The sequence below is a fragment of the Streptomyces cupreus genome, assembly GCF_014257025.1.
In the GTDB taxonomy this organism is placed as follows: domain Bacteria; phylum Actinomycetota; class Actinomycetes; order Streptomycetales; family Streptomycetaceae; genus Streptomyces; species Streptomyces cupreus.
On sequence record NZ_JACMSF010000055.1, the window covers coordinates 16798 to 33835 of the forward strand.

A 17038-nucleotide genomic window follows, 5' to 3' on the forward strand; every position below is an offset into this window, starting at 1 on the left:
ATCCATCGTAGATTTCGAGACAAAGAACGGCGGCGACGAGAATGCGGCTGCGCGCACTGCTCGACACGGACGCGCTGGGCCTCAAGCTGCTCGGCGGCGAAGAGGAGCTCGACCGCACCGTCCGTGGCGTGATGACCACGGATCTGCGGGACCCCAGCCGCTATCTGTCGGGCGGCGAGCTGGTGCTCACGGGCCTGGCCTGGCGCCGGGACGCCGACGACTCGGAGCCGTTCGTACGGATCCTCGCGCAGGCCGGGGTGGCCGCCCTCGCGGCCGGTGAGGCCGAGCTCGGCGATGTCCCCGAGGACCTGGTCCTGGCCTGCGCCCGGCACCGCCTGCCGCTGTTCGCCGTGCACGAGTCGGTGGCCTTCGCGACGGTCACCGAGCATGTCGTACGGCAGGTCTCCGGCGAGCGCGCGGGGGACCTCGCGGCGGTCGTGGACCGGCACCGCCGCATGATGACCTCGGGCCCGGCGGGCGGCGGCCCGGACGTCGTCCTCGACCTCCTGGGCTCGGACCTGGATCTGCGCGCCTGGGTGCTCTCCCCCACCGGACGGCTGATCGCCGGTTCGAAGGTCGGCGGCCCGGCCCTGCCCGCCGACATGTGCGCCGAGCTCGCCGCCGAGCATCTGGCGGCAGCCCGCACCGGCCGACGCGGCCCGCACCGGGTCACGCTCGACTCCGCGCCGTACTCCCTGTTCCCGATCCGCAGCACCGGCCGCTCCCCGCAGGCCTCGCGGGATGTGCGCGAGACGGTGCTGTCGGACTGGCTGCTGGCCGTGGAGGCGGACGCCGGGGACTGGCCCGAGGAGCGGCTCGACCTGCTCCAGGGCGTCACCCAGCTGATCGCGGTCGAGCGGGACCGCCGGGACGCGGCCCGCACGGTGCGCCGCCGTCTCGCGCAGGAGGTCCTGGAGCTGGTCCAGACGGGCGCCGCGCCCGCCGAGATCGCCGCCCGCCTCAGGGTGGCCGCGCCGGTCCTGCTGCCCGGTCTGGGCGCGGCCCCGCACTGGCAGGTCGTGGTGGCCCGCGTCGAATGGGAGGGCGGCGAGGTGGAGGGCGGTCCGGTGGCCCAGTCGCTGCTGGAGGAGATCCTGGTCGACCCGCTGACCACGGGCCCGGAGCCCTCGGACCGTATCGCGGTGGCGCACACGGGCGACGAGGCCATCGCGCTGGTCCCGCTGCCCGCGGTGTCGTCCGAGCACGACGGCTCGGAGGAGGGCATCCTCGCCGACCGTCTCCTGGAGTCGGTCCGGGACCCGCTCTCGGCCGGCCTCGACGGCGACGGCCGGGTCACGCTCGGCGTCAGCGCGGCGGTGCACTCCGCGGAGGGACTGCGCGGGGCGCTGGAGGAGGCGCGGCACGCCCGAAGAGTGGCGGCGGCGCGACCGGGGCGGGTGTGCGCGGCGGGCCACCAGGAGCTGGCCTCGCACGTGCTGCTGCTGCCGTTCGTCCCGGACGACGTCCGCCGGGCCTTCACCGCACGCCTGTTGGACCCGCTGCGGGACTACGACCGCCGCCACCGGGCCGAGTTGATCCCGACGCTGGAGGCGTTCCTGGACTGCGACGGCTCGTGGACGCGCTGTGCGACCCGGCTGCACCTCCACGTCAACACACTGCGCTACCGGGTGGGGAGAATCGAGCAGTTGACGAGCCGGGACCTGTCCCGGCTCGAGGACAAGCTCGATTTCTTCCTGGCGTTGCGGATGAGCTGAGGTCATCACGGGCATGCTTCGACCGGGGCCGCTGTCCCACGACTTTGTGAAATCCTTCACCTACCCCCTTGGCCTGCGTGGGCCGCAGATGCTGAAATGCGGCCACCACTCAAAGCTCAAGGGCGTGCTCGGGGAGGGCAACGTGGCGCATACCGCCATGTCTGGTAACGGAACGACCGCCGGTGACGATCCACTCCAGACCGCGGTATGGCGGCTGCGCTCGCGGGCCTGCTGGGCCGACGCGGCGGCGCTGCTACGGCCGGACACTCCCGCGGCGTCCCTGCAACGGGCGTCGCTGCTGGTGGAGCGGTGTCTGTACACCGAGCAGGGCTGGGAGGACGCGGAGGACGCGCTGCGTACGGCGGAGGCCGTGGCGCACAGCGACGAGGAGCGGGGGGCGGCCGCTTGTGAACGCGGGCAACTTGCCTATGCGGCCACGCTGCACACGGTCCGGGACCGGGCGGACGAGGCGCGGGCGGCGCTGGGGCGGGCGGCGGCGCTGATCCCTCCGGGGGCGCCGGGCCGGGCACTGCTGGACTTCCGCCGGGGGCTGCTGGCGGAGAACCTGGCGCACTCCCCGCAGGCGGCACGGGCGGCCTACCGCCGGGCGCACGCGGCGGCGACGGCCCATGCGGATCCGCTGCTGCTGTCCTTCACCTGGCGCCATCTGGCCGGACTGGCGCTGCGGGACGGCGAGTTGGCGGAGGCACGGCACGGCTTCGCGGAGTCCCTGCGGATCCGGGAGGAGTTGGGCTACCTGGTCGGCACGGCCCCCGCGCTGGCATCGCTGGCGGACGCGGAGCCGGAACCGGAGGCCTCCCGTCTGCGAGAGGAAGCGCGCCGCCTGTTCCGGCTGCTGGGCGGCGTACCGACGTGGCTCGCCCGGCACTTGGCGCAGGGACCGCCGGCCACGGGAGCGGCGACGGCGTGAACCAGGGGGCCTACGAGGCCCCCGTGAAGTGCTCCCCCACCAAGGCCCGGACCACTTCCAGGTCCCGGGCGATCAGTGCGTCCAGCAGCGCCGTGTGCTCGGCCGCGTCCGCGATGAGGTCCGCGCGGCCGCGGCCGGGCTGGGCGCCCACCAGGGGCCACTGGGAGCGGCGGTGCAGGTCCTCGGCGATGTGGACCAGTTGTTCGTTGCCGGACAGCGACAGCACCGCCGCGTGGAAGGCACGGTCCGATTCGGCGTACGTCGCCCGGCAGCCGCTGGAGGCGGCCCGTACCGTCGCCTCCGCCAGCGGGCGCAGGGCGGCCCAGCGTTCGGGCGGAACCGTTCGCACCAGGCGCAGCATCACCGGGACCTCGATCAGGGCGCGCACCTCGGCCAGTTCCGCCAGTTCACGGGCGCCGCGCTCCACCACCCGGAAGCCCCGGTTCGGTACGACCTCCACGGCGCCTTCGAGGGCCAGTTGCTGCATGGCCTCACGGACCGGGGTCGCGGAGACACCGAAGCGTTCGCCGAGCACGGGAGCCGAGTAGACCTCGCCGGGGGCCAACTCCCCCGTCACCAGCGCCGTACGGAGTGCGTCGAGGATCTGACCGCGCACCGAGGAACGCTGGACGGCCGCCCGAGGGCGTGGAATCGGCGTTTCGCTGTGGGTGTGTTCGCCGCGGACCCGGGCCACCTCCGCGGCGCCGGGCTGGGCCGGCACCCTGGCCTCGCCCCGGAGCTGCGAAACCCCCGGTATCTCGGCGGCCCGCGCCTCGGCGGAGCCCTGCGCACCCTGGTTCACGGGCTCCTCCTGCGGACGTGTCGGTCTTGGGGTCATTACGGCGGGTTGTTACTCGTCCGTCAAGCACCATAAGCGCACAGGGCGTCAGTTCAAATCCAATCGATCTTGGGTAAGGTAAGGCTTACCTGAAAACCGCACTGAATCGGGAGTCCCGTATGCCTGTGCCCCGTTCGGCCACCACGGACGCGTACATACGGCTCACCGAGGTCCTCCCGTCACTCGCGGTGACCGAACTCGGCCCCACGGACCCCACCCCCAGCGGCCCCGGCTGGGTCTCCGCGGCCGAGCTCGCCGCCGGAGGCACCCCCCTCGACGCCTTCCTGGCCTGGGACGACGAGCAGGTCCAGCGCGACTACGACCAGCGGGCCCGCCCGGACGTCACCGCCGGCTTCGGCCTGCACCGCTACACCTGGCCCGCCTGCCTCCTGATCACCGCCCCCTGGTTCCTGCACCGCCGCGTCCCCCGCCTCCCCGTGACGCATGTCTCCTACGACCGCACGGCACCCGGCCTCCCCATCGGCCGGATGGCGGTCCGCCCGACCGCCGGCTTCGCCTGTCTGCCCGGCGACCCGGCGGCCGACCTCCCCGGCGCCCGCGTGGTCCCCGACGAGGAGGCCCTGCGCGCCGAGGTCCGCAGCGCCGTCGCCGAGCACCTCGAACCCGTCCTCGCCGGCTTCGGGCCGCGTATGCGCCGCCGCGGGCGCGCCCTGTGGGGCATGGTGACCGACGAGATCGTCGAGAGCCTGTGGTACGTCGCCCAGCTCCTCGGCGAGGAGGAGCGCGCGATGCGCGAGCTGGAGCTGCTGCTGCCGGGCTCGACCAAGCCGTACGCCGGTTCCGCCGCCTTCCGCGTGCTGACGGGACCGGACGGCGAGCCGCTGGCCACCCGGGAGCGGGTGAGCTGCTGCATGTTCTACACCCTGCGCCCCGAGGACGCCTGCGCCACCTGCCCGCGCACCTGCGAGGCCGAGCGCGTCAGCAAGCCGCTGGCGACGGCGAGTTGAGCCACGCGCGCGGGCACGAGCACTCCGCGCACTCCCGTAGGATCGACCCCAGGGGACCGCCCGCACGGTTACAGGGGTTTCACAACTTCCTCACTCGTCGCAGGAACTTTCCGTGGAACCGCCCGTACGGGTAGTCTTATTCGAACTCAACTCCCGCCCCTCAAGCGGCAGTTCGAGCAGAACGCCGCCCTGGGCATCCCCTTGCACCTCCTTGGCGGCCTCTTGCCCCGAAACCCCCTGAGGGCCGGAGGGATTGGGCCACTATGGCGGGCGTTACGCCCTATCCCAATGCAAGGGACCCCAGATGAGACTGACCGACATATCGCTGAACTGGCTGCTTCCGGGCGCCGTACTGCTCCTGGGCACGCTGGCGGCGGTGGCGGTGCTCGCGCGCGGAAAGCGCTCCTCGGGGAAGGACACGAGTGCCGACGACTCGTGGGAGCGCAGCGAAGAGCGCCGCAGGCGCAAGGAGGCCATATACGGCACGGTCTCCTATGTGCTCCTGTTCTGCTGTGCCGCGGTGGCCGCGGCGCTCTCCTTCCATGGCCTGGTCGGATTCGGCGAGCAGAACCTCGGCCTCACGAACGGCTGGCAGTACCTGGTCCCGTTCGGCCTGGACGGGGCGGCGATGTTCTGCTCCGTGCTCGCGGTGCGCGAGGCGAGCCACGGTGACGCGGCACTCGGCTCCCGGATACTCGTATGGACGTTCGCGTTCGCCGCGGCCTGGTTCAACTGGGTGCACGCGCCCAGGGGTATCGGCCACGACGGCGCCCCGCACTTCTTCGCCGGCATGTCCCTGTCCGCGGCGGTGCTCTTCGACCGGGCGCTGAAGCAGACCCGCCGGGCCGCCCTGCGCGAGCAGGGTCTGGTGCCGAGGCCGCTGCCGCAGATCCGTATCGTCCGCTGGCTGCGGGCGCCCCGGGAGACCTACAAGGCCTGGTCCCTCATGCTCCTGGAGGGTGTGCGCAGCCTGGACGAGGCGGTCGAGGAAGTGCGCGAGGACAAGATCAAGAAGGACGAGCAGCGACTGCGGCGGCGCGACCAGCAGCGCGTGGAGCGCGCTCAGCTGAAGGCGATCAGCCGCGGCCACCGCGGGCTCGTCGGCCGTGGCGGCGGACGGCAGGTGGAGGTCGAGGTGCAGGCGGTGGAGCGCGGCTCCGACCGGGTCACCGCGGAGCCTGCCATATCGTCGCCGGAGCAGCTGCCCGTACGTACGCGTCCCTCACTTCAGCCCGTACGCAAAGGTTCTGACCCGGTGACGGTCGATCTCACCGCGGAGGACGACACCATGGCCCTGCCGCGCCTGGACTCCCTGGAGCGCAAGCTCAAGGACCTGGAGCAGCAGTTCGGCTGAAAACCGCTCTCCTCGGACGAACCACGGGAGGGGGTACGGCGTCAGGTCGTACCCCCTCCCGTCGTCATGCGGCCTCCGCGTCCAGTTCGAACCACACCGCCTTGCCCACCCCGTGCGGCCGTACGCCCCACGCGTCCGCCAGGGACTCCACCAGCACCAGGCCCCTGCCGTGCGTACCGTCGTCGGCGTTCGGTACGCACATCCTGGGCCTGCGGGCCACGAAGTCCCGTACCTCCACCCGCAGTCCGCTCGGTCCCACGGTCGCGGTGAGGACCGCGTCGTGGTCGGTGTGGACCAGGGCGTTGGTGACGAGCTCGCTGGTCAGCAGCTCCGCTATCTCGGATCGTCCGGGCCTGCCCCAGTGCTGTAAGAGCTTCCTCAGTTCCCTGCGTGTCTCGGGCACCGCCCTGAGGTCGGCGCGCCCGAGCCTGCGCCTGAGACGGCTCGTCGGCGCCGGTTCTCCGGTCCCGTCGGCCCTGTCCCCCGTCGTGTCCGTCGAGAAGGCCCCGATCGCGATGGGACCGCCCCCTCGTACCTGCCTCTTCATGACCCCCGCCCCCGTGCCGATGTCGTTCCCCTCCTGCTCGAACACGTTCACGGGAACCATGCCCCGTCGGGCACGCGACAGTCATGTCGAATCGTCAACGACCAGGCGTTCGGCCACGAAGGGGTCACACCGGGGTGAACGGCGGGGTGCCGACGCGCCGAAGCGGACCTCTCGGGCGGCACGGGACGAGGACACATCGGCCGAACTGTCCACCACCGCCTGCCGATCCGGCCGTACGCGACCCCTAAGGCCGGGGCACGTTGCGGAGGTTGGAGCGAGCCATCTGGAGCATGCGGCCCACTCCGCCGTCGAGGACGATCTTCGAGGCGGACAGGGCGAAGCCGGTGACCATCTCGGCGCTGATCTTCGGCGGGATGGACAGGGCGTTGGGGTCGGTGACGATGTCGACGAGGGCCGGGCCCTTGTGCTCGAAGGCGTCCTTCAGGGCCCCCGCGAGCTGCTTGGGCTTCTCCACGCGTACGCCGTAGGCACCGCAGGCCTGGGCGACGGCCGCGAAGTCGGGGTTCTTGTTCGTGATGCCGTACGACGGCAGTCCTGCGACCAGCATCTCCAACTCGACCATGCTGAGCGAGGAGTTGTTGAAGAGGACCACCTTCACGGGCAGATCGTGCTGCACCAGTGTGAGGAAGTCGCCCATCAGCATGGAGAATCCGCCGTCGCCGGACATCGACACCACCTGACGGCGACGGTCGGTGAACTGGGCGCCGATCGCCATGGGCAGCGCGTTCGCCATCGAACCGTGGGAGAAGGAGCCGATGACCCGGCGGCGGCCGTTCGGGGTGATGTAACGGGCGGCCCAGACGTTGCACATACCGGTGTCTACCGTGAACACCGCGTCCTCGGCGGCGAGTTCGTCCAGCACCGAGGCGACGTACTCGGGGTGGATCGGGACGTGCTTCTCGACCTTCCTGGTGTACGCCTTGACGACGCCCTCCAGCGCGTCGGCGTGCTTCTTGAGCATCTTGTCGAGGAAGCGCCGGTTCTCCTTGATCCGCACCCGGGGGATGAGACAGCGCAGGGTCTCGCGTACGTCGCCCCACACGGCCAGGTCCAACTTGGAGCGGCGGCCGAGGTGTTCGGGCCGGACGTCGACCTGGGCGATCTTGACGTCGTCGGGCAGGAAGGCGTTATACGGGAAGTCGGTGCCGAGCAGGATCAGCAGATCGCACTCGTGGGTGGCCTCGTAGGCGGCGCCGTAGCCGAGGAGACCGCTCATGCCGACGTCGAACTTGTTGTCGTACTGGATGTGTTCCTTCCCCCGCAGGGCGTGCCCCACCGGGGACTTGATCTTCTCCGCGAACTCCATGACCTCCGCGTGCGCGCCCGCCGTGCCGCTGCCGCAGAACAGGGTGACCTTGTCGGCCGCGTCGATCATCCGGACGAGCCGGTCGATCTCCTCGTCGCCGGGGCGGACCGTGGGCCGGGTGGTGACGAGGGCGGTCTCGACGGGCTTGTCGGGGGCGGGCTGGTCGGCGATGTCGCCGGGCAGGGAGACCACGCTGACGCCGGAGCGGCCGACCGCGTGCTGGATGGCGGTCTGGAGCAGCCGGGGCATCTGCTTGGGGCTGGAGATCAGCTCGCTGTAGTGGCTGCACTCGCCGAACAGCTGGTCCGGATGGGTCTCCTGGAAATAGCCGAGGCCGATCTCGCTGGAGGGGATGTGTGAGGCGAGCGCGAGGACGGGGGCCATGGAGCGGTGGGCGTCGTAGAGGCCGTTGATCAGGTGCAGGTTGCCGGGTCCGCAGGAGCCCGCGCAGGCCGTCAGCTTGCCCGTGATCTGGGCCTCCGCGCCGGCGGCGAAGGCGGCGGTCTCCTCGTGCCGTACGTGCACCCAGTCGATGCCGGAGTTACGGCGTACGGCGTCCACGACGGGGTTGAGGCTGTCGCCGACGACGCCGTAGAGGCGCTCGACCCCGGCGCGGACGAGGATGTCGACGAACTGCTCCGCGACGTTCTGCTTGGCCATGGCTGCGGTCTGCCCCTTCGGTCTCCTTCGATTCCTCCGGGTTCCATTGGAGGCACAGGGCCGCGCGGTTCGCTCGGTCAGGTCTCCCAGACGGCGGCGGCCGTACGGTCGTCGGCGTAGCCCTTGACCCGGATCTGGGTGTCGGCGAGGAACGCGGCGAGGCCGGGCGGGGTGGGGCCGGACCATCGGCCGGTCAGGTGGCGGGCGAGTTCTGCCTCGCCGCGCAGGGGTTCGGCGAGACCTCCGCTGCACATCAGAAGCGTGTCACCCGGACGGGCGACCGAGGCACGGAAGCGGAAGTGCTCGCGGGGTGGTTCCGGGGCGGGCTCGTAGGGGCTCGGGGGCGTGGGGATGCCCAGGTCCATGGTGAGCCGGTCGCCCTCGGGGGTCTCGGACGGCATCGAGCCGAACCCCACGACGGGCTCGCCGACGACGTCCGTGACCCGCGGCTCGATGTCCTGCCACTCGCCGTCCCTGAGCCGGAACAGACCGCCGGCGCCGACGCCGAAGAAGACGCGGGTACGGCACTCGGGGTCGGCGGGCAGGAGGAGGCAGCGCAGGGTGGCCGCATACTCCTCCGGGTCGACGCCCTGTTCGGCGGCGCTGGCGCGGAGCTTGCCGAGGCTGCGGTCGGTCAGACGGTGCAGGCCTGATTTGAGGTCGCCTCGGCGGGCGGCGCGGATGTCCTCGGCGAGGCGCTCGTGACTGCGGCCGACGGCCCGTCCGATCCAGTGGCAGGCCTCGGCGGCGGCGCGGTGGGCGCCGGGGGTGGCCCGGGCGCCGGTGGCCATGGCGACGAGGACGAGGGCGGCGTCGCCGGTGCCGAAGCGGGCGGTCAGGAGGGAGTCGCGGCGGGGTTCACCCCGGTAGCGGGCGGAGTCGCCTCGCACGGAGACGGCACGGAGGGTGCAGGCGCCGTAGTGGGCGCCGTCGAGGACGGTGTCGGCGACGAGGTCGTCCAGGTCGTCGGGGTCGGCGGGTGGGAGGGCGGTGGGTTCGGCTTCGTAGGTCGGGGGGCCGGAGCCCACGTAGTCGACGGTGGGTGCGGGAACGGCTTCCGTCCGCTGCTCGGGGATCGGGGCGGGTGCCGGGGGGTCGGTCGCGCTGTCAGGCGTGGGCGGGGCGCCGTCCGCGGGCTGGGCGGACAGCGTCTTCTTCAGCGTGGTCGACGCCGAGGCGAACCTGTCGTCCAGAGAATCCGGCGCCGCCGAAGGCCCTGTGTCCTCTGTCGTCTCGTCGTACAGCTGCATCCACCAGTCGTCCTCCCGACCGGTGGGCCTTCCCCCCTGCTGGCTCATGCCCCTAATTGTCCACCGCATGGGCCGTATGAAAACGGGGCATCCCGAAAATCGAGTGAAGGGTAGAACGCGGATGCGATACCCGGAAAACCCGTACGCCTACGAGCGCGGCCGGGTGGGCCGGGAACGCTGACCTGCGGGCCCATCCTGGCTCCGGCACTCTGGTCAGATGGGAGTGTGGGATCTCCTGCTGGTCGGCACGGTCATCCTGCTCGGCCTGTGCGGAGTGCTGGTGCCCGGCGTACCGGGGTCGTGGCTGGTGTGGGCCGCGATCATGTGGTGGGCGCTGAAGGACCCGCGGGCGGTGGCGTGGTGGCTGCTGGTCGGGGCGACCGTCGCCCTGTTCCTCTCCCAGGTGGTCCGCTGGGCCCTGCCGCCCCGGCGGCTGCGCGCGAGCGGCGCCACCCGCCGGATGGGCGTGTACGCCGGAGCGGGGGCGTTACTCGGCTTCTTCCTGATTCCCGTGGTCGGTGCGATCCCCGGTTTCATGGCCGGCATCTACCTGGAGGAACGCCTCCGCCTGGGCCGGCACGCCGAGGCGAGGGCGGCCCTGCGCACGGCGATGCGCTCGGGCGGCTCCAGCGTGCTGGCCGAGCTGTTCACCTGTCTGCTGATCGCGGGGGCGTGGCTGGGCCTGGTGATCTGGGGGTAGGGCCGCGGACCTAGGCCGACGTCCCGATGTGCGGGGCGGGCCGCCGTGCTTGGGTGACCGTATGACCGAATTCAGCGAGGCGGAGCGGGCGTACCTGAAGACCCAGCGACTGGGCCGGCTGGCCACCGTCGACCCGCACGGACAGCCGCAGGCGAACCCCGTCGGCTTCTTCCCCCAGGAGGACGGGACGATCCTGATCGGCGGCATGGAGATGGGCCGGACCAAGAAGTGGCGCAATCTCCAGCGGAACCCCCTGGTCGCCCTGGTCGTGGACGACCTCGTGAGCGTACGGCCGTGGAAGGTGCGCGGGGTCGACATCCGCGGCGAGGCGGAGCTGCTCACAGGGCCGCACGGGCTGGGCCCGCACTTCAGCGAGGAGGTGATCCGCATCCATCCGCGGCGGATCCACAGCTGGGGTCTGGAGGGCTAGAGGGCGCTCTCAAGCGTCAGCAGGGCCGTCTTGCGCTCCAGGCCGCCGGCGTAGCCGGTCAGGGAGCCGTCCGCGCCGATCACCCGGTGGCAGGGGCGGACGATCAGCAGCGGGTTGGCGCCGATCGCGCCGCCGACGGCACGGACGGCCGCCCGGGAGGCGCCGATCCGCGCGGCGATCTCGCCGTACGTCGTGGTCCCGCCGTACGGCACGGTGTCGAGGGCATCCCACACCTTCGTGCGGAATTCGGTGCCCTCGGCGCGCAGCGGCAGCCGGAACTCCTTCAGCTCCCCCACGAAGTAGGCGGCGAGCTGCTCCTCGGCGTCCCGGAAGGCGCCGGGCTCGTGCCGCCAGCCCTCCTGGACGCTCCGGCCGCCCTTCTGACCGGGCACGGACAGCGAGGTGAGAGCACCGCTCTCCGGGTCCGCGGTGAGCAGAAGGGGCCCGACGGGGCTGTCGAGGCTCGTCCACAGCGTGCTCATGATCATGACTCCAACTCCCCTGCTGTGCGCAGGTGTCGCAGGGCGTACGAGCGCCAGGGGCGCCAGCTGTCGGGGACGTCGACGCCGGGCGGCGCGACGTCCGGGTCGCCGAGGGCACGGGTGCGCACCACGGCGACGGTACGGGCATCGAGGCCGGGCAGGGCGAGCAGCGCCCGCTCGGCGTCGTCCCGGTCGGCGCCCGCGTCCAGGCGTACTGCGCCGTCGGCGAGGGCTGCGGTGAGCGCGCCCAGGATGCCGTGCGGCTCGGCCTCGGCGAGGACGGCCGGTTCCGGGAAGAGGTGGGTGAGACTCCCGCAGGGCGCGTCCAGCGTCTTGCCGTACCGGCGCACCAGCCGCTCGGCACCGGCGGGGCCCACAAGCGCGCGTACGGCGAGTTCCTCTGGGTCGGCGGCGCCGGGCGACCTGAGTCCGGGGCGGGCGGCGACCAGCGGGGCGAGCCGTGCGTCGGCGCCGAGCCGCCCGTCCACGGCGTAGGGGTCGGCGTCCAGGTCGAACAGGCGGCGCAGTCGCTGGACGGCGGTGGTGAGGTCGCGGGGGTCGGTCAGATGCAGACGGGCGTCGAGCCAGCCGCCGGGATGGGTACCGGTGTCGGCTCTGCTGACGCCGGGCCGCTCGTCGACGGCGACGATGCCCGTGCCGTGCGGCAGGCGGAGGGTACGGCGGTAGGTGCGCCGGCCGTGAGCGCCGCTCACCTGCTCCACGCCGGGCACGGCCTCGGCCTGGAGCAGATCGAAGACGGCGCCGGACTGGTAGGGGCCGCGGTGGGCGAGCCGTAGCGGGATCCCGGCGGTCGGGGTGCCGCGGCGCCGGAGGGATCGGGCGGCCGCGGCGCGCAACTCGCTCGGCGTCTGCGCGTACACCGTCCGGATGGTGTCGTTGAACTGCCGCACGCTGGCGAACCCGGACGCGAAGGCGATCTCGGTGATCGGCAGCTCGGTGGTCTGGCACAGGACGCGAGCGGTGTGCGCCCGCTGGGCGCGGGCCAGCGCGACGGGGCCCGCGCCGAGTTCGCCGGTCAGCTGGCGTTGCACCTGCCGGGGGCTGTAGCCGAGCCGGGTGGCGAGCCCGGCGACGCCCTCCCGGTCGACCACGCCGTCGCCGATCAGCCGCATGGCCCGGCCGACGACGTCCGCACGGACGTTCCACTCGGCCGAGCCCGGCGCGGCGTCCGGCCGACACCGCCGGCAGGCCCGGAATCCCGAGCCCTGCGCGGCGGCGGCGGTCGCGAAGAAGCGGACGTTACGGCGTTTCGGGGTGACGGCGGGGCAACTGGGCCGGCAGTAGATGCCGGTGGTCTCGACGGCGAAGAAGAACTCCCCGTCGAACCGGGCGTCCCGGCTGCGTACGGCTTCGTACCTGGTGTCTTCGTCCATCACGCGTTCCAGTGTGGGCGAGGGCCAGGGACGGGGCCAGCGGGATTCGGACATGGCATCCCACCCGGCCTGCGCCCACGCTCAGCGCCAGCCGTTGCGCTTCGCCTCCATCGCCGCCCTTCCCTCCGCCCCCTTCCGCTTCCAGTCCCGTCGGATCTCCGCCCGAAGACGCGCGTCCGTCTTGGCGACGATCCGCTGGTTCTCCCGCATCAGCTTCCGATAGCTGTCGAGCCGCCGCTCGGGAAGTTCCCCGGAGTCGATGGCGGCGAGGACAGCGCACCCCGGCTCGGTCTCGTGCGCGCAGTCGTGGAAGCGGCAGCGCGCGGACAGTTCCTCGATCTCCGAGAAGACCTGCCCGACGCCGCTCTCCGCGTCCCACAGCCCGACGCCCCGCAGCCCGGGCGTGTCGATCAGGACTCCGCCGCCCGGCAGGGCAAGCAGATTGCGTGTGGTCGTGGTGTGCCGTCCCTTGCCGTCGATGTCGCGCGTGGCCTGGACGTCCATGATCTCCGCCCCGAGCAGCGCGTTCGCGAGGGTCGACTTGCCCGCGCCGGACTGCCCGAGCAGTACGGACGTACCGCCGCCGACGACCGCGGTGAGGACGTCGAGCCCCTCGTCGAGATGGGCGCTGACGGTCAGCACCGGCACACCCGGCGCCGTCGTCTCGACGTCCTGAACGAGATGCGAGAGCGTCACCGCGTCCGGCACGAGGTCCGCCTTGGTGAGCACGACCACGGGCTGCGCCCCCGATTCCCAGGCGAGCGCCAGGAACCGTTCGATACGGCCGAGATCGAGTTCGACGGCCAGCGACACGGCGACGACGGCGTGGTCGACGTTGGCCGCGAGGATCTGCCCCTCGGACCGCTGGGAGGAGGTGGAGCGCACGAAGGCGGTACGGCGCGGCAGATACGTCCGTACATAGCGCGGGTTGCCTCCGGGTTCCACGGCGACCCAGTCACCGGTGCACACGACCCGCATCGGGTCGTCGGGGGTGACGAAGGCGGTGTCGGCGCGCAGCACTCCGTCGGCGGTGACGACGTCGCACTGCCCGCGGTCGACACGGATGACGCGCCCGGCGATCAGTCCTTCGGCGTCGTAGGGGGCGAACTCGTCCGCCCAGGCGTCGTCCCAGCCGTAAGGGACGAGCGAGGAGAAAGCAGAGCTGGAAGTCAAGGGTGACCCTTCACAAGGGCGGCCCCCGGCACGCGTCGCTGGACGCGAGGAGAGAGTGGGTTCAGCCGGTGGCCACGGAGGTGGACTTGATGGATTCCTGGATGCGGGCAGCGCCCATCGCAACGACAGCCATCGGTCGACACCTCCTCGTCCACTCTCGTCGGTTCACACGTCATCGGTGTGATGCGCCGTCACTTTAGCTCTGCCGTGCGGCGGCGCGTCAACGTATTTTCCGGTTCAGTCCGTGCCGCATTCCCGCCCGTTGAGCGCGAAGTCGTGCGCCGGGGAGTTCTTGCCCTGCCAGGAGGCGAGGAAGCCGAAGGTCAGGGTGCCCTCGGCGGGGACGGTCTTGTTGTAGTCGGCGGCGGTCGCCGTGACTCGGGAGCCGTTCTGGGTGAAGCTCGCGTCCCACATCTGGCCGACGTGCTGGCCGTCGCGGAAGGACCAGGCGACGCGCCAGGTGTCCAGGGGCTGTTGGGTGGTGACGGTGACGGTGGCCTGGAAGCCGTCGGGCCACTGGTTGACCAGGTCGTAGCGGACCCGGCAGCCGGCCGGGGCGCTGGTCTCGGGGGCGGCGCCGCCGCTGCCCGCGGTGGTGGTGGAGGTGCCCTGGGGTTCCGGGTCGGGGTCCTTGCTCTCCGGGGTGCGCTCGACGGCACTGGCGGAGGGCCGCGCGGACTCGCTCGCGGAGGAGTCCTCGACCGACGGTTCGAAGGACGGGCCGGGGTCGTCCGCCACCGGCTGACGGTCGCCGGAGTCGCCCGCAGTGTCGTCGCCGGAGCCGGAGCCGCCGAACGGCATCATCGACACGGCGAGCGCCAGCAGCGACACCAGTACGGCCGCGACGAGCAGCCCGCCGCGCACCGCCTTCGCCTTCTGCGCGGCGGGGTCGGTGTCCGCGTCCTCGGGGACCGGTGTGCCGAAGCGCCCGGCGCCGAGGCGGACCTCGGCGGCGCGACGGCGGCGCTCCAGGTAGGCGAGGCCGCCCCAGCCGATGGCCCCGCCGGCGAGGGCGGCGGGCAGTCCGACGCCGTTCAGCCGCAGACAGGCGGCGGCCTCGGCGCAGTCGACACAGGTGGCGAGGTGGCGGGAGAGGTCGTCCGGGGTCTCCGCGACGGGCGAGCGGGTCACCGCGTCGAGCAGCCGGATGTAACCGCGGCACTCGGTGGCCTTGGGCGCGTCGAGGTGGTTGCGGTGGCAGCGGTCCCGGAACAGGCCCCGCACCTGGGCGAGTTCGTCGGAGACGGTGGCCGGGTCGAGGCCGAGCCGACGGGCCACGACGGACAGCGGCAGCGCCTCCACCTCGGCCAGCCACAGCAGTTCGGCGTCGGGCTGCTGCATGTCGCGCAGTCCGCGCAGGGCGAGCGGGCGGCCCTGCGGCGGTCCGGCGTAGCGGGCGGCCTTGTCGGAGTTGAGCCACAGACGCAGATCGGGGTCGAGCCGGTTGCCACGGCCGGCGACCTCCCAGTCGGCGGCCGTGGTGCGTACGGCGGTCAACAGCAGGGGTATCCGGGGCAGTCGGGGCGAGCGGCGGCCGGCGTATCGGGTGCCGTGCGAGTCGGCGGCGCGGACCTCGCGCATGCCGGTCGAGAACGCCTCCGTGGCCAGCTCCGTGGCCGCGGTGGAGCCGGCCGTGCACAGGTCGGCGTACGAGAGCACGGCGTCCCAGCACTCGGAGAACAGCGCGGCCTCGGTGGCGTCCTGGGGGGTCGGCAGGTCGGGCATGGGTCTCCTGCATCCACAAGCGAGGTCAACTCACCATATTGGCAATGGAGTTGGGGGGAACCTCGCGGCAGAACACGAGCCTTTCACGTCTTCGACACAACTGACAAGCGCGCTATTCAAATGTCACGAACACCCGTCCGGCCCCTCGACTCCGAGGAGTTGTACGGATCCCGGTCGCCTCCTGCTCAACTCCCGTCACACAATGCTCGGCTGCTCCGCGGGCAGGCTGTCCATGAAGGAGCTCACCGAGAACACCGCGCGGCCGGGTCCCGGCGGGCCGTAGCCGGGAGGCGAGGAGAGTCCGAAGTCCTCCATCGTCTGACGGTAGGCCTGGAGCAGCCGGATGTGGTACTCCAGCGGCGCGCCCTGCGGGTTGGCCTTGCCGAGCGGGGTCGTGGGCTCCGGGCACCAGGTGGTGAAGCGGGGCGTGATGCCGTGCGACATGAAGAAGCGCAGGCCCTCGGTCGTCGACTCGATCGCCTCGTCGACCGTCGTGAAGCCGAAGGGCTCCGCCATCTCCACGCCCGCCACGAAGTTGGGGATCACATTGCGCGCCCCGAACACCTCCGCCGAGTCCAGGATCCGCTTGTGCCACTCGTCGCGGCCGACGTAGCGCTCCTTGCCGGGGCAGTACAGCTCGAAGAGCCGGCGGTCCCACACCTCGTAGTTGGGGTGGTAGATCTGCACGCCGTAGTCCTTGAACCGCTGCACGTCGTCGCGCGGCAGCGCCTGGGCGACGACCTTGCCGATCCAGCGGCCGGGGAAGCGCTCCTCGATGGCCTTGGCGTACCGGCCGTAGAAGTCGGCCTCGTCCCGCCCGCCGACGGTCTTGGTGATCGCGCCGCCCGTCAACGTGTACGCGGTGGACGCCTTCGCGGTGTCGTACCGGTCGATGATCTCCAGGGCTTCGAGGACCTCCTCGACGTCCTTGACCCCCGTGTACGGCCGCCCGGCCGCCTTGTGCTGGCGCCAGTTGTGGTTGATGTCGCAGTACTGGCACTCCTCCTTGGCGCCGAAGTACTGGCAGACGCGGAAGACGGTGAGGTAGATCAGATAGCCCCACTGGATGGTCGGGGCGACCTCCATGACGGACTTCCCGCTGGCGAGGGTGTGCCGGTAGTACTCGGGCATCGGCGGAACACCGACGTCCGAGATCCGCTTTCCGTCCAGATAGAGACCGAGCATGCCGTCCTCGTCGGCGGCCACGCGGTAGGGCGAGGACGGGTTCACCCGGACGGAGACCACGGTCCGGCGCAGATCGTACGGGCCGCCGGTGAGGATGATCTCCTCCGGGGGCCGGCGCAGCGCGGCCTCGCCCAGCTCGGGCAGGGTGCCGTGGTCGAAGGAGAAGATGAAGTACGACTTCGGCTTGACCTCGCCGGACTCGTTGTCGCTCAGCGCGGACGGGTCGAAGGCGACACCGCCGCGGAGCAGGTCCTCCTTGAAGACGGCCTCCCGCGGCACATGCGGAAAGCGCTCCATCAGATCCTCGACCAGCGCGGTACGGCTGCCCATCCCGTGTCTCCTCCCGGCTCAGGCGTTCG

Annotated in this window: 15 protein-coding genes; 6 read left to right on the forward strand and 9 right to left on the reverse strand. The window is 71.8% G+C overall.

Going from position 1 to position 17038, the window contains the following annotated elements:
- The first annotated feature begins 41 nt into the window (after positions 1-41).
- Together H4N64_RS34855 and H4N64_RS34860 are read left to right on the forward strand one after the other, a co-directional pair.
- Positions 42-1715: a PucR family transcriptional regulator gene (locus tag H4N64_RS34855; RefSeq protein ID WP_186286536.1), complete on the forward strand. Its 1674-nt coding sequence runs from the start codon at positions 42-44 to the stop codon at positions 1713-1715.
- Positions 1716-1872: 157 nt separating this feature from the next.
- Entirely contained in the window at positions 1873-2646 is a 774-nt protein-coding gene (locus H4N64_RS34860; protein ID WP_186286537.1) for a hypothetical protein, read from the forward strand.
- Positions 2647-2656: 10 nt separating this feature from the next.
- Here the strand turns inward: H4N64_RS34860 and H4N64_RS34865 are convergent, their stop codons facing one another.
- On the reverse strand, positions 2657-3448 hold the full coding sequence (locus H4N64_RS34865) for an FCD domain-containing protein (protein ID WP_186286538.1): 792 nt from the start codon (positions 3446-3448) through the stop codon (positions 2657-2659).
- A gap of 155 nt (positions 3449-3603) precedes the next feature.
- Here H4N64_RS34865 and H4N64_RS34870 point away from each other — a divergent pair, with 155 nt between their 5' ends.
- The gene (locus H4N64_RS34870) at positions 3604-4452 is read left to right on the forward strand and encodes a (2Fe-2S)-binding protein (protein WP_186286539.1); all 849 of its coding nucleotides are present in this window, start codon (positions 3604-3606) and stop codon (positions 4450-4452) included.
- Positions 4453-4756: 304 nt separating this feature from the next.
- Positions 4757-5806, forward strand: coding sequence for a DUF2637 domain-containing protein (locus H4N64_RS34875; RefSeq protein WP_186286540.1), 1050 nt, complete (start codon positions 4757-4759; stop codon positions 5804-5806).
- A gap of 64 nt (positions 5807-5870) precedes the next feature.
- On the opposite strand, the gene H4N64_RS34880 is transcribed toward H4N64_RS34875, so the two are convergent.
- The 3 genes from H4N64_RS34880 to H4N64_RS34890 all read right to left on the reverse strand — a co-directional run bounded on the left by H4N64_RS34880 (position 5871) and on the right by H4N64_RS34890 (position 9638).
- On the reverse strand, positions 5871-6353 hold the full coding sequence (locus H4N64_RS34880; RefSeq protein ID WP_186286566.1) for an ATP-binding protein: 483 nt from the start codon (positions 6351-6353) through the stop codon (positions 5871-5873).
- Between the two features lie 244 nt (positions 6354-6597).
- Complete coding sequence (locus tag H4N64_RS34885; protein WP_186286541.1) at positions 6598-8340, reverse strand: pyruvate dehydrogenase; 1743 nt, start codon at positions 8338-8340, stop codon at positions 6598-6600.
- 77 nt (positions 8341-8417) lie between these two features.
- The gene (locus H4N64_RS34890; RefSeq protein ID WP_186286542.1) at positions 8418-9638 is read right to left on the reverse strand and encodes a PP2C family serine/threonine-protein phosphatase; all 1221 of its coding nucleotides are present in this window, start codon (positions 9636-9638) and stop codon (positions 8418-8420) included.
- Between the two features lie 169 nt (positions 9639-9807).
- On the opposite strand from H4N64_RS34890, the gene H4N64_RS34895 reads away from it, so the two are divergent.
- Both H4N64_RS34895 and H4N64_RS34900 read left to right on the forward strand, forming a co-directional pair.
- Positions 9808-10290 carry a DUF456 domain-containing protein gene (locus H4N64_RS34895; protein WP_186286543.1) on the forward strand — a complete coding sequence of 161 codons (483 nt, stop codon included), beginning with the start codon at positions 9808-9810 and terminating at the stop codon, positions 10288-10290.
- Positions 10291-10351: 61 nt separating this feature from the next.
- Positions 10352-10720, forward strand: a complete 369-nt coding sequence (locus H4N64_RS34900) for a PPOX class F420-dependent oxidoreductase (protein WP_186286544.1) — start codon at positions 10352-10354, stop codon at positions 10718-10720.
- On the opposite strand, the gene H4N64_RS34905 is transcribed toward H4N64_RS34900, so the two are convergent.
- From H4N64_RS34905 to H4N64_RS34925, 5 genes are all read right to left on the reverse strand, one after another.
- Complete coding sequence (locus H4N64_RS34905) at positions 10717-11202, reverse strand: methylated-DNA--[protein]-cysteine S-methyltransferase (protein WP_186286567.1); 486 nt, start codon at positions 11200-11202, stop codon at positions 10717-10719. The two genes, H4N64_RS34900 and H4N64_RS34905, sit on opposite strands and share 4 nt — an antisense overlap.
- 2 nt (positions 11203-11204) lie before the next feature.
- Positions 11205-12596, reverse strand: a complete 1392-nt coding sequence (locus H4N64_RS34910) for a DNA-3-methyladenine glycosylase 2 family protein (RefSeq protein ID WP_186286568.1) — start codon at positions 12594-12596, stop codon at positions 11205-11207.
- Positions 12597-12677: 81 nt separating this feature from the next.
- Entirely contained in the window at positions 12678-13769 is a 1092-nt protein-coding gene (gene rsgA, locus H4N64_RS34915; protein ID WP_186286545.1) for a ribosome small subunit-dependent GTPase A, read from the reverse strand.
- 237 nt (positions 13770-14006) lie between these two features.
- The gene (locus tag H4N64_RS34920) at positions 14007-15494 is read right to left on the reverse strand and encodes a cellulose-binding domain-containing protein (RefSeq protein WP_186286546.1); all 1488 of its coding nucleotides are present in this window, start codon (positions 15492-15494) and stop codon (positions 14007-14009) included.
- Between the two features lie 195 nt (positions 15495-15689).
- Positions 15690-17009 (reverse strand): radical SAM protein, encoded by a 1320-nt coding sequence (locus H4N64_RS34925; protein ID WP_186286547.1) that lies wholly within the window; start codon positions 17007-17009, stop codon positions 15690-15692.
- Between the last annotated feature and the right edge of the window lie 29 nt (positions 17010-17038).

What these genes read in the sequence shown, in the direction of transcription:
- H4N64_RS34875 (WP_186286540.1), top strand. Translation starts at nt 4,757, where the DNA reads ATGAGACTGACCGACATATCGCTGAACTGGCTGCTTCCGGGCGCCGTA.
- H4N64_RS34920 (WP_186286546.1), bottom strand. Translation starts at nt 15,494, where the DNA reads ATGCCCGACCTGCCGACCCCCCAGGACGCCACCGAGGCCGCGCTGTTC.
- H4N64_RS34890 (WP_186286542.1), bottom strand. Translation starts at nt 9,638, where the DNA reads ATGAGCCAGCAGGGGGGAAGGCCCACCGGTCGGGAGGACGACTGGTGG.
- H4N64_RS34925 (WP_186286547.1), bottom strand. Translation starts at nt 17,009, where the DNA reads ATGGGCAGCCGTACCGCGCTGGTCGAGGATCTGATGGAGCGCTTTCCG.
- H4N64_RS34860 (WP_186286537.1), top strand. Translation starts at nt 1,873, where the DNA reads ATGTCTGGTAACGGAACGACCGCCGGTGACGATCCACTCCAGACCGCG.
- H4N64_RS34900 (WP_186286544.1), top strand. Translation starts at nt 10,352, where the DNA reads ATGACCGAATTCAGCGAGGCGGAGCGGGCGTACCTGAAGACCCAGCGA.
- H4N64_RS34855 (WP_186286536.1), top strand. Translation starts at nt 42, where the DNA reads ATGCGGCTGCGCGCACTGCTCGACACGGACGCGCTGGGCCTCAAGCTG.
- H4N64_RS34885 (WP_186286541.1), bottom strand. Translation starts at nt 8,340, where the DNA reads ATGGCCAAGCAGAACGTCGCGGAGCAGTTCGTCGACATCCTCGTCCGC.
- H4N64_RS34895 (WP_186286543.1), top strand. Translation starts at nt 9,808, where the DNA reads ATGGGAGTGTGGGATCTCCTGCTGGTCGGCACGGTCATCCTGCTCGGC.
- H4N64_RS34910 (WP_186286568.1), bottom strand. Translation starts at nt 12,596, where the DNA reads ATGGACGAAGACACCAGGTACGAAGCCGTACGCAGCCGGGACGCCCGG.
- H4N64_RS34880 (WP_186286566.1), bottom strand. Translation starts at nt 6,353, where the DNA reads ATGAAGAGGCAGGTACGAGGGGGCGGTCCCATCGCGATCGGGGCCTTC.
- H4N64_RS34905 (WP_186286567.1), bottom strand. Translation starts at nt 11,202, where the DNA reads ATGAGCACGCTGTGGACGAGCCTCGACAGCCCCGTCGGGCCCCTTCTG.
- H4N64_RS34870 (WP_186286539.1), top strand. Translation starts at nt 3,604, where the DNA reads ATGCCTGTGCCCCGTTCGGCCACCACGGACGCGTACATACGGCTCACC.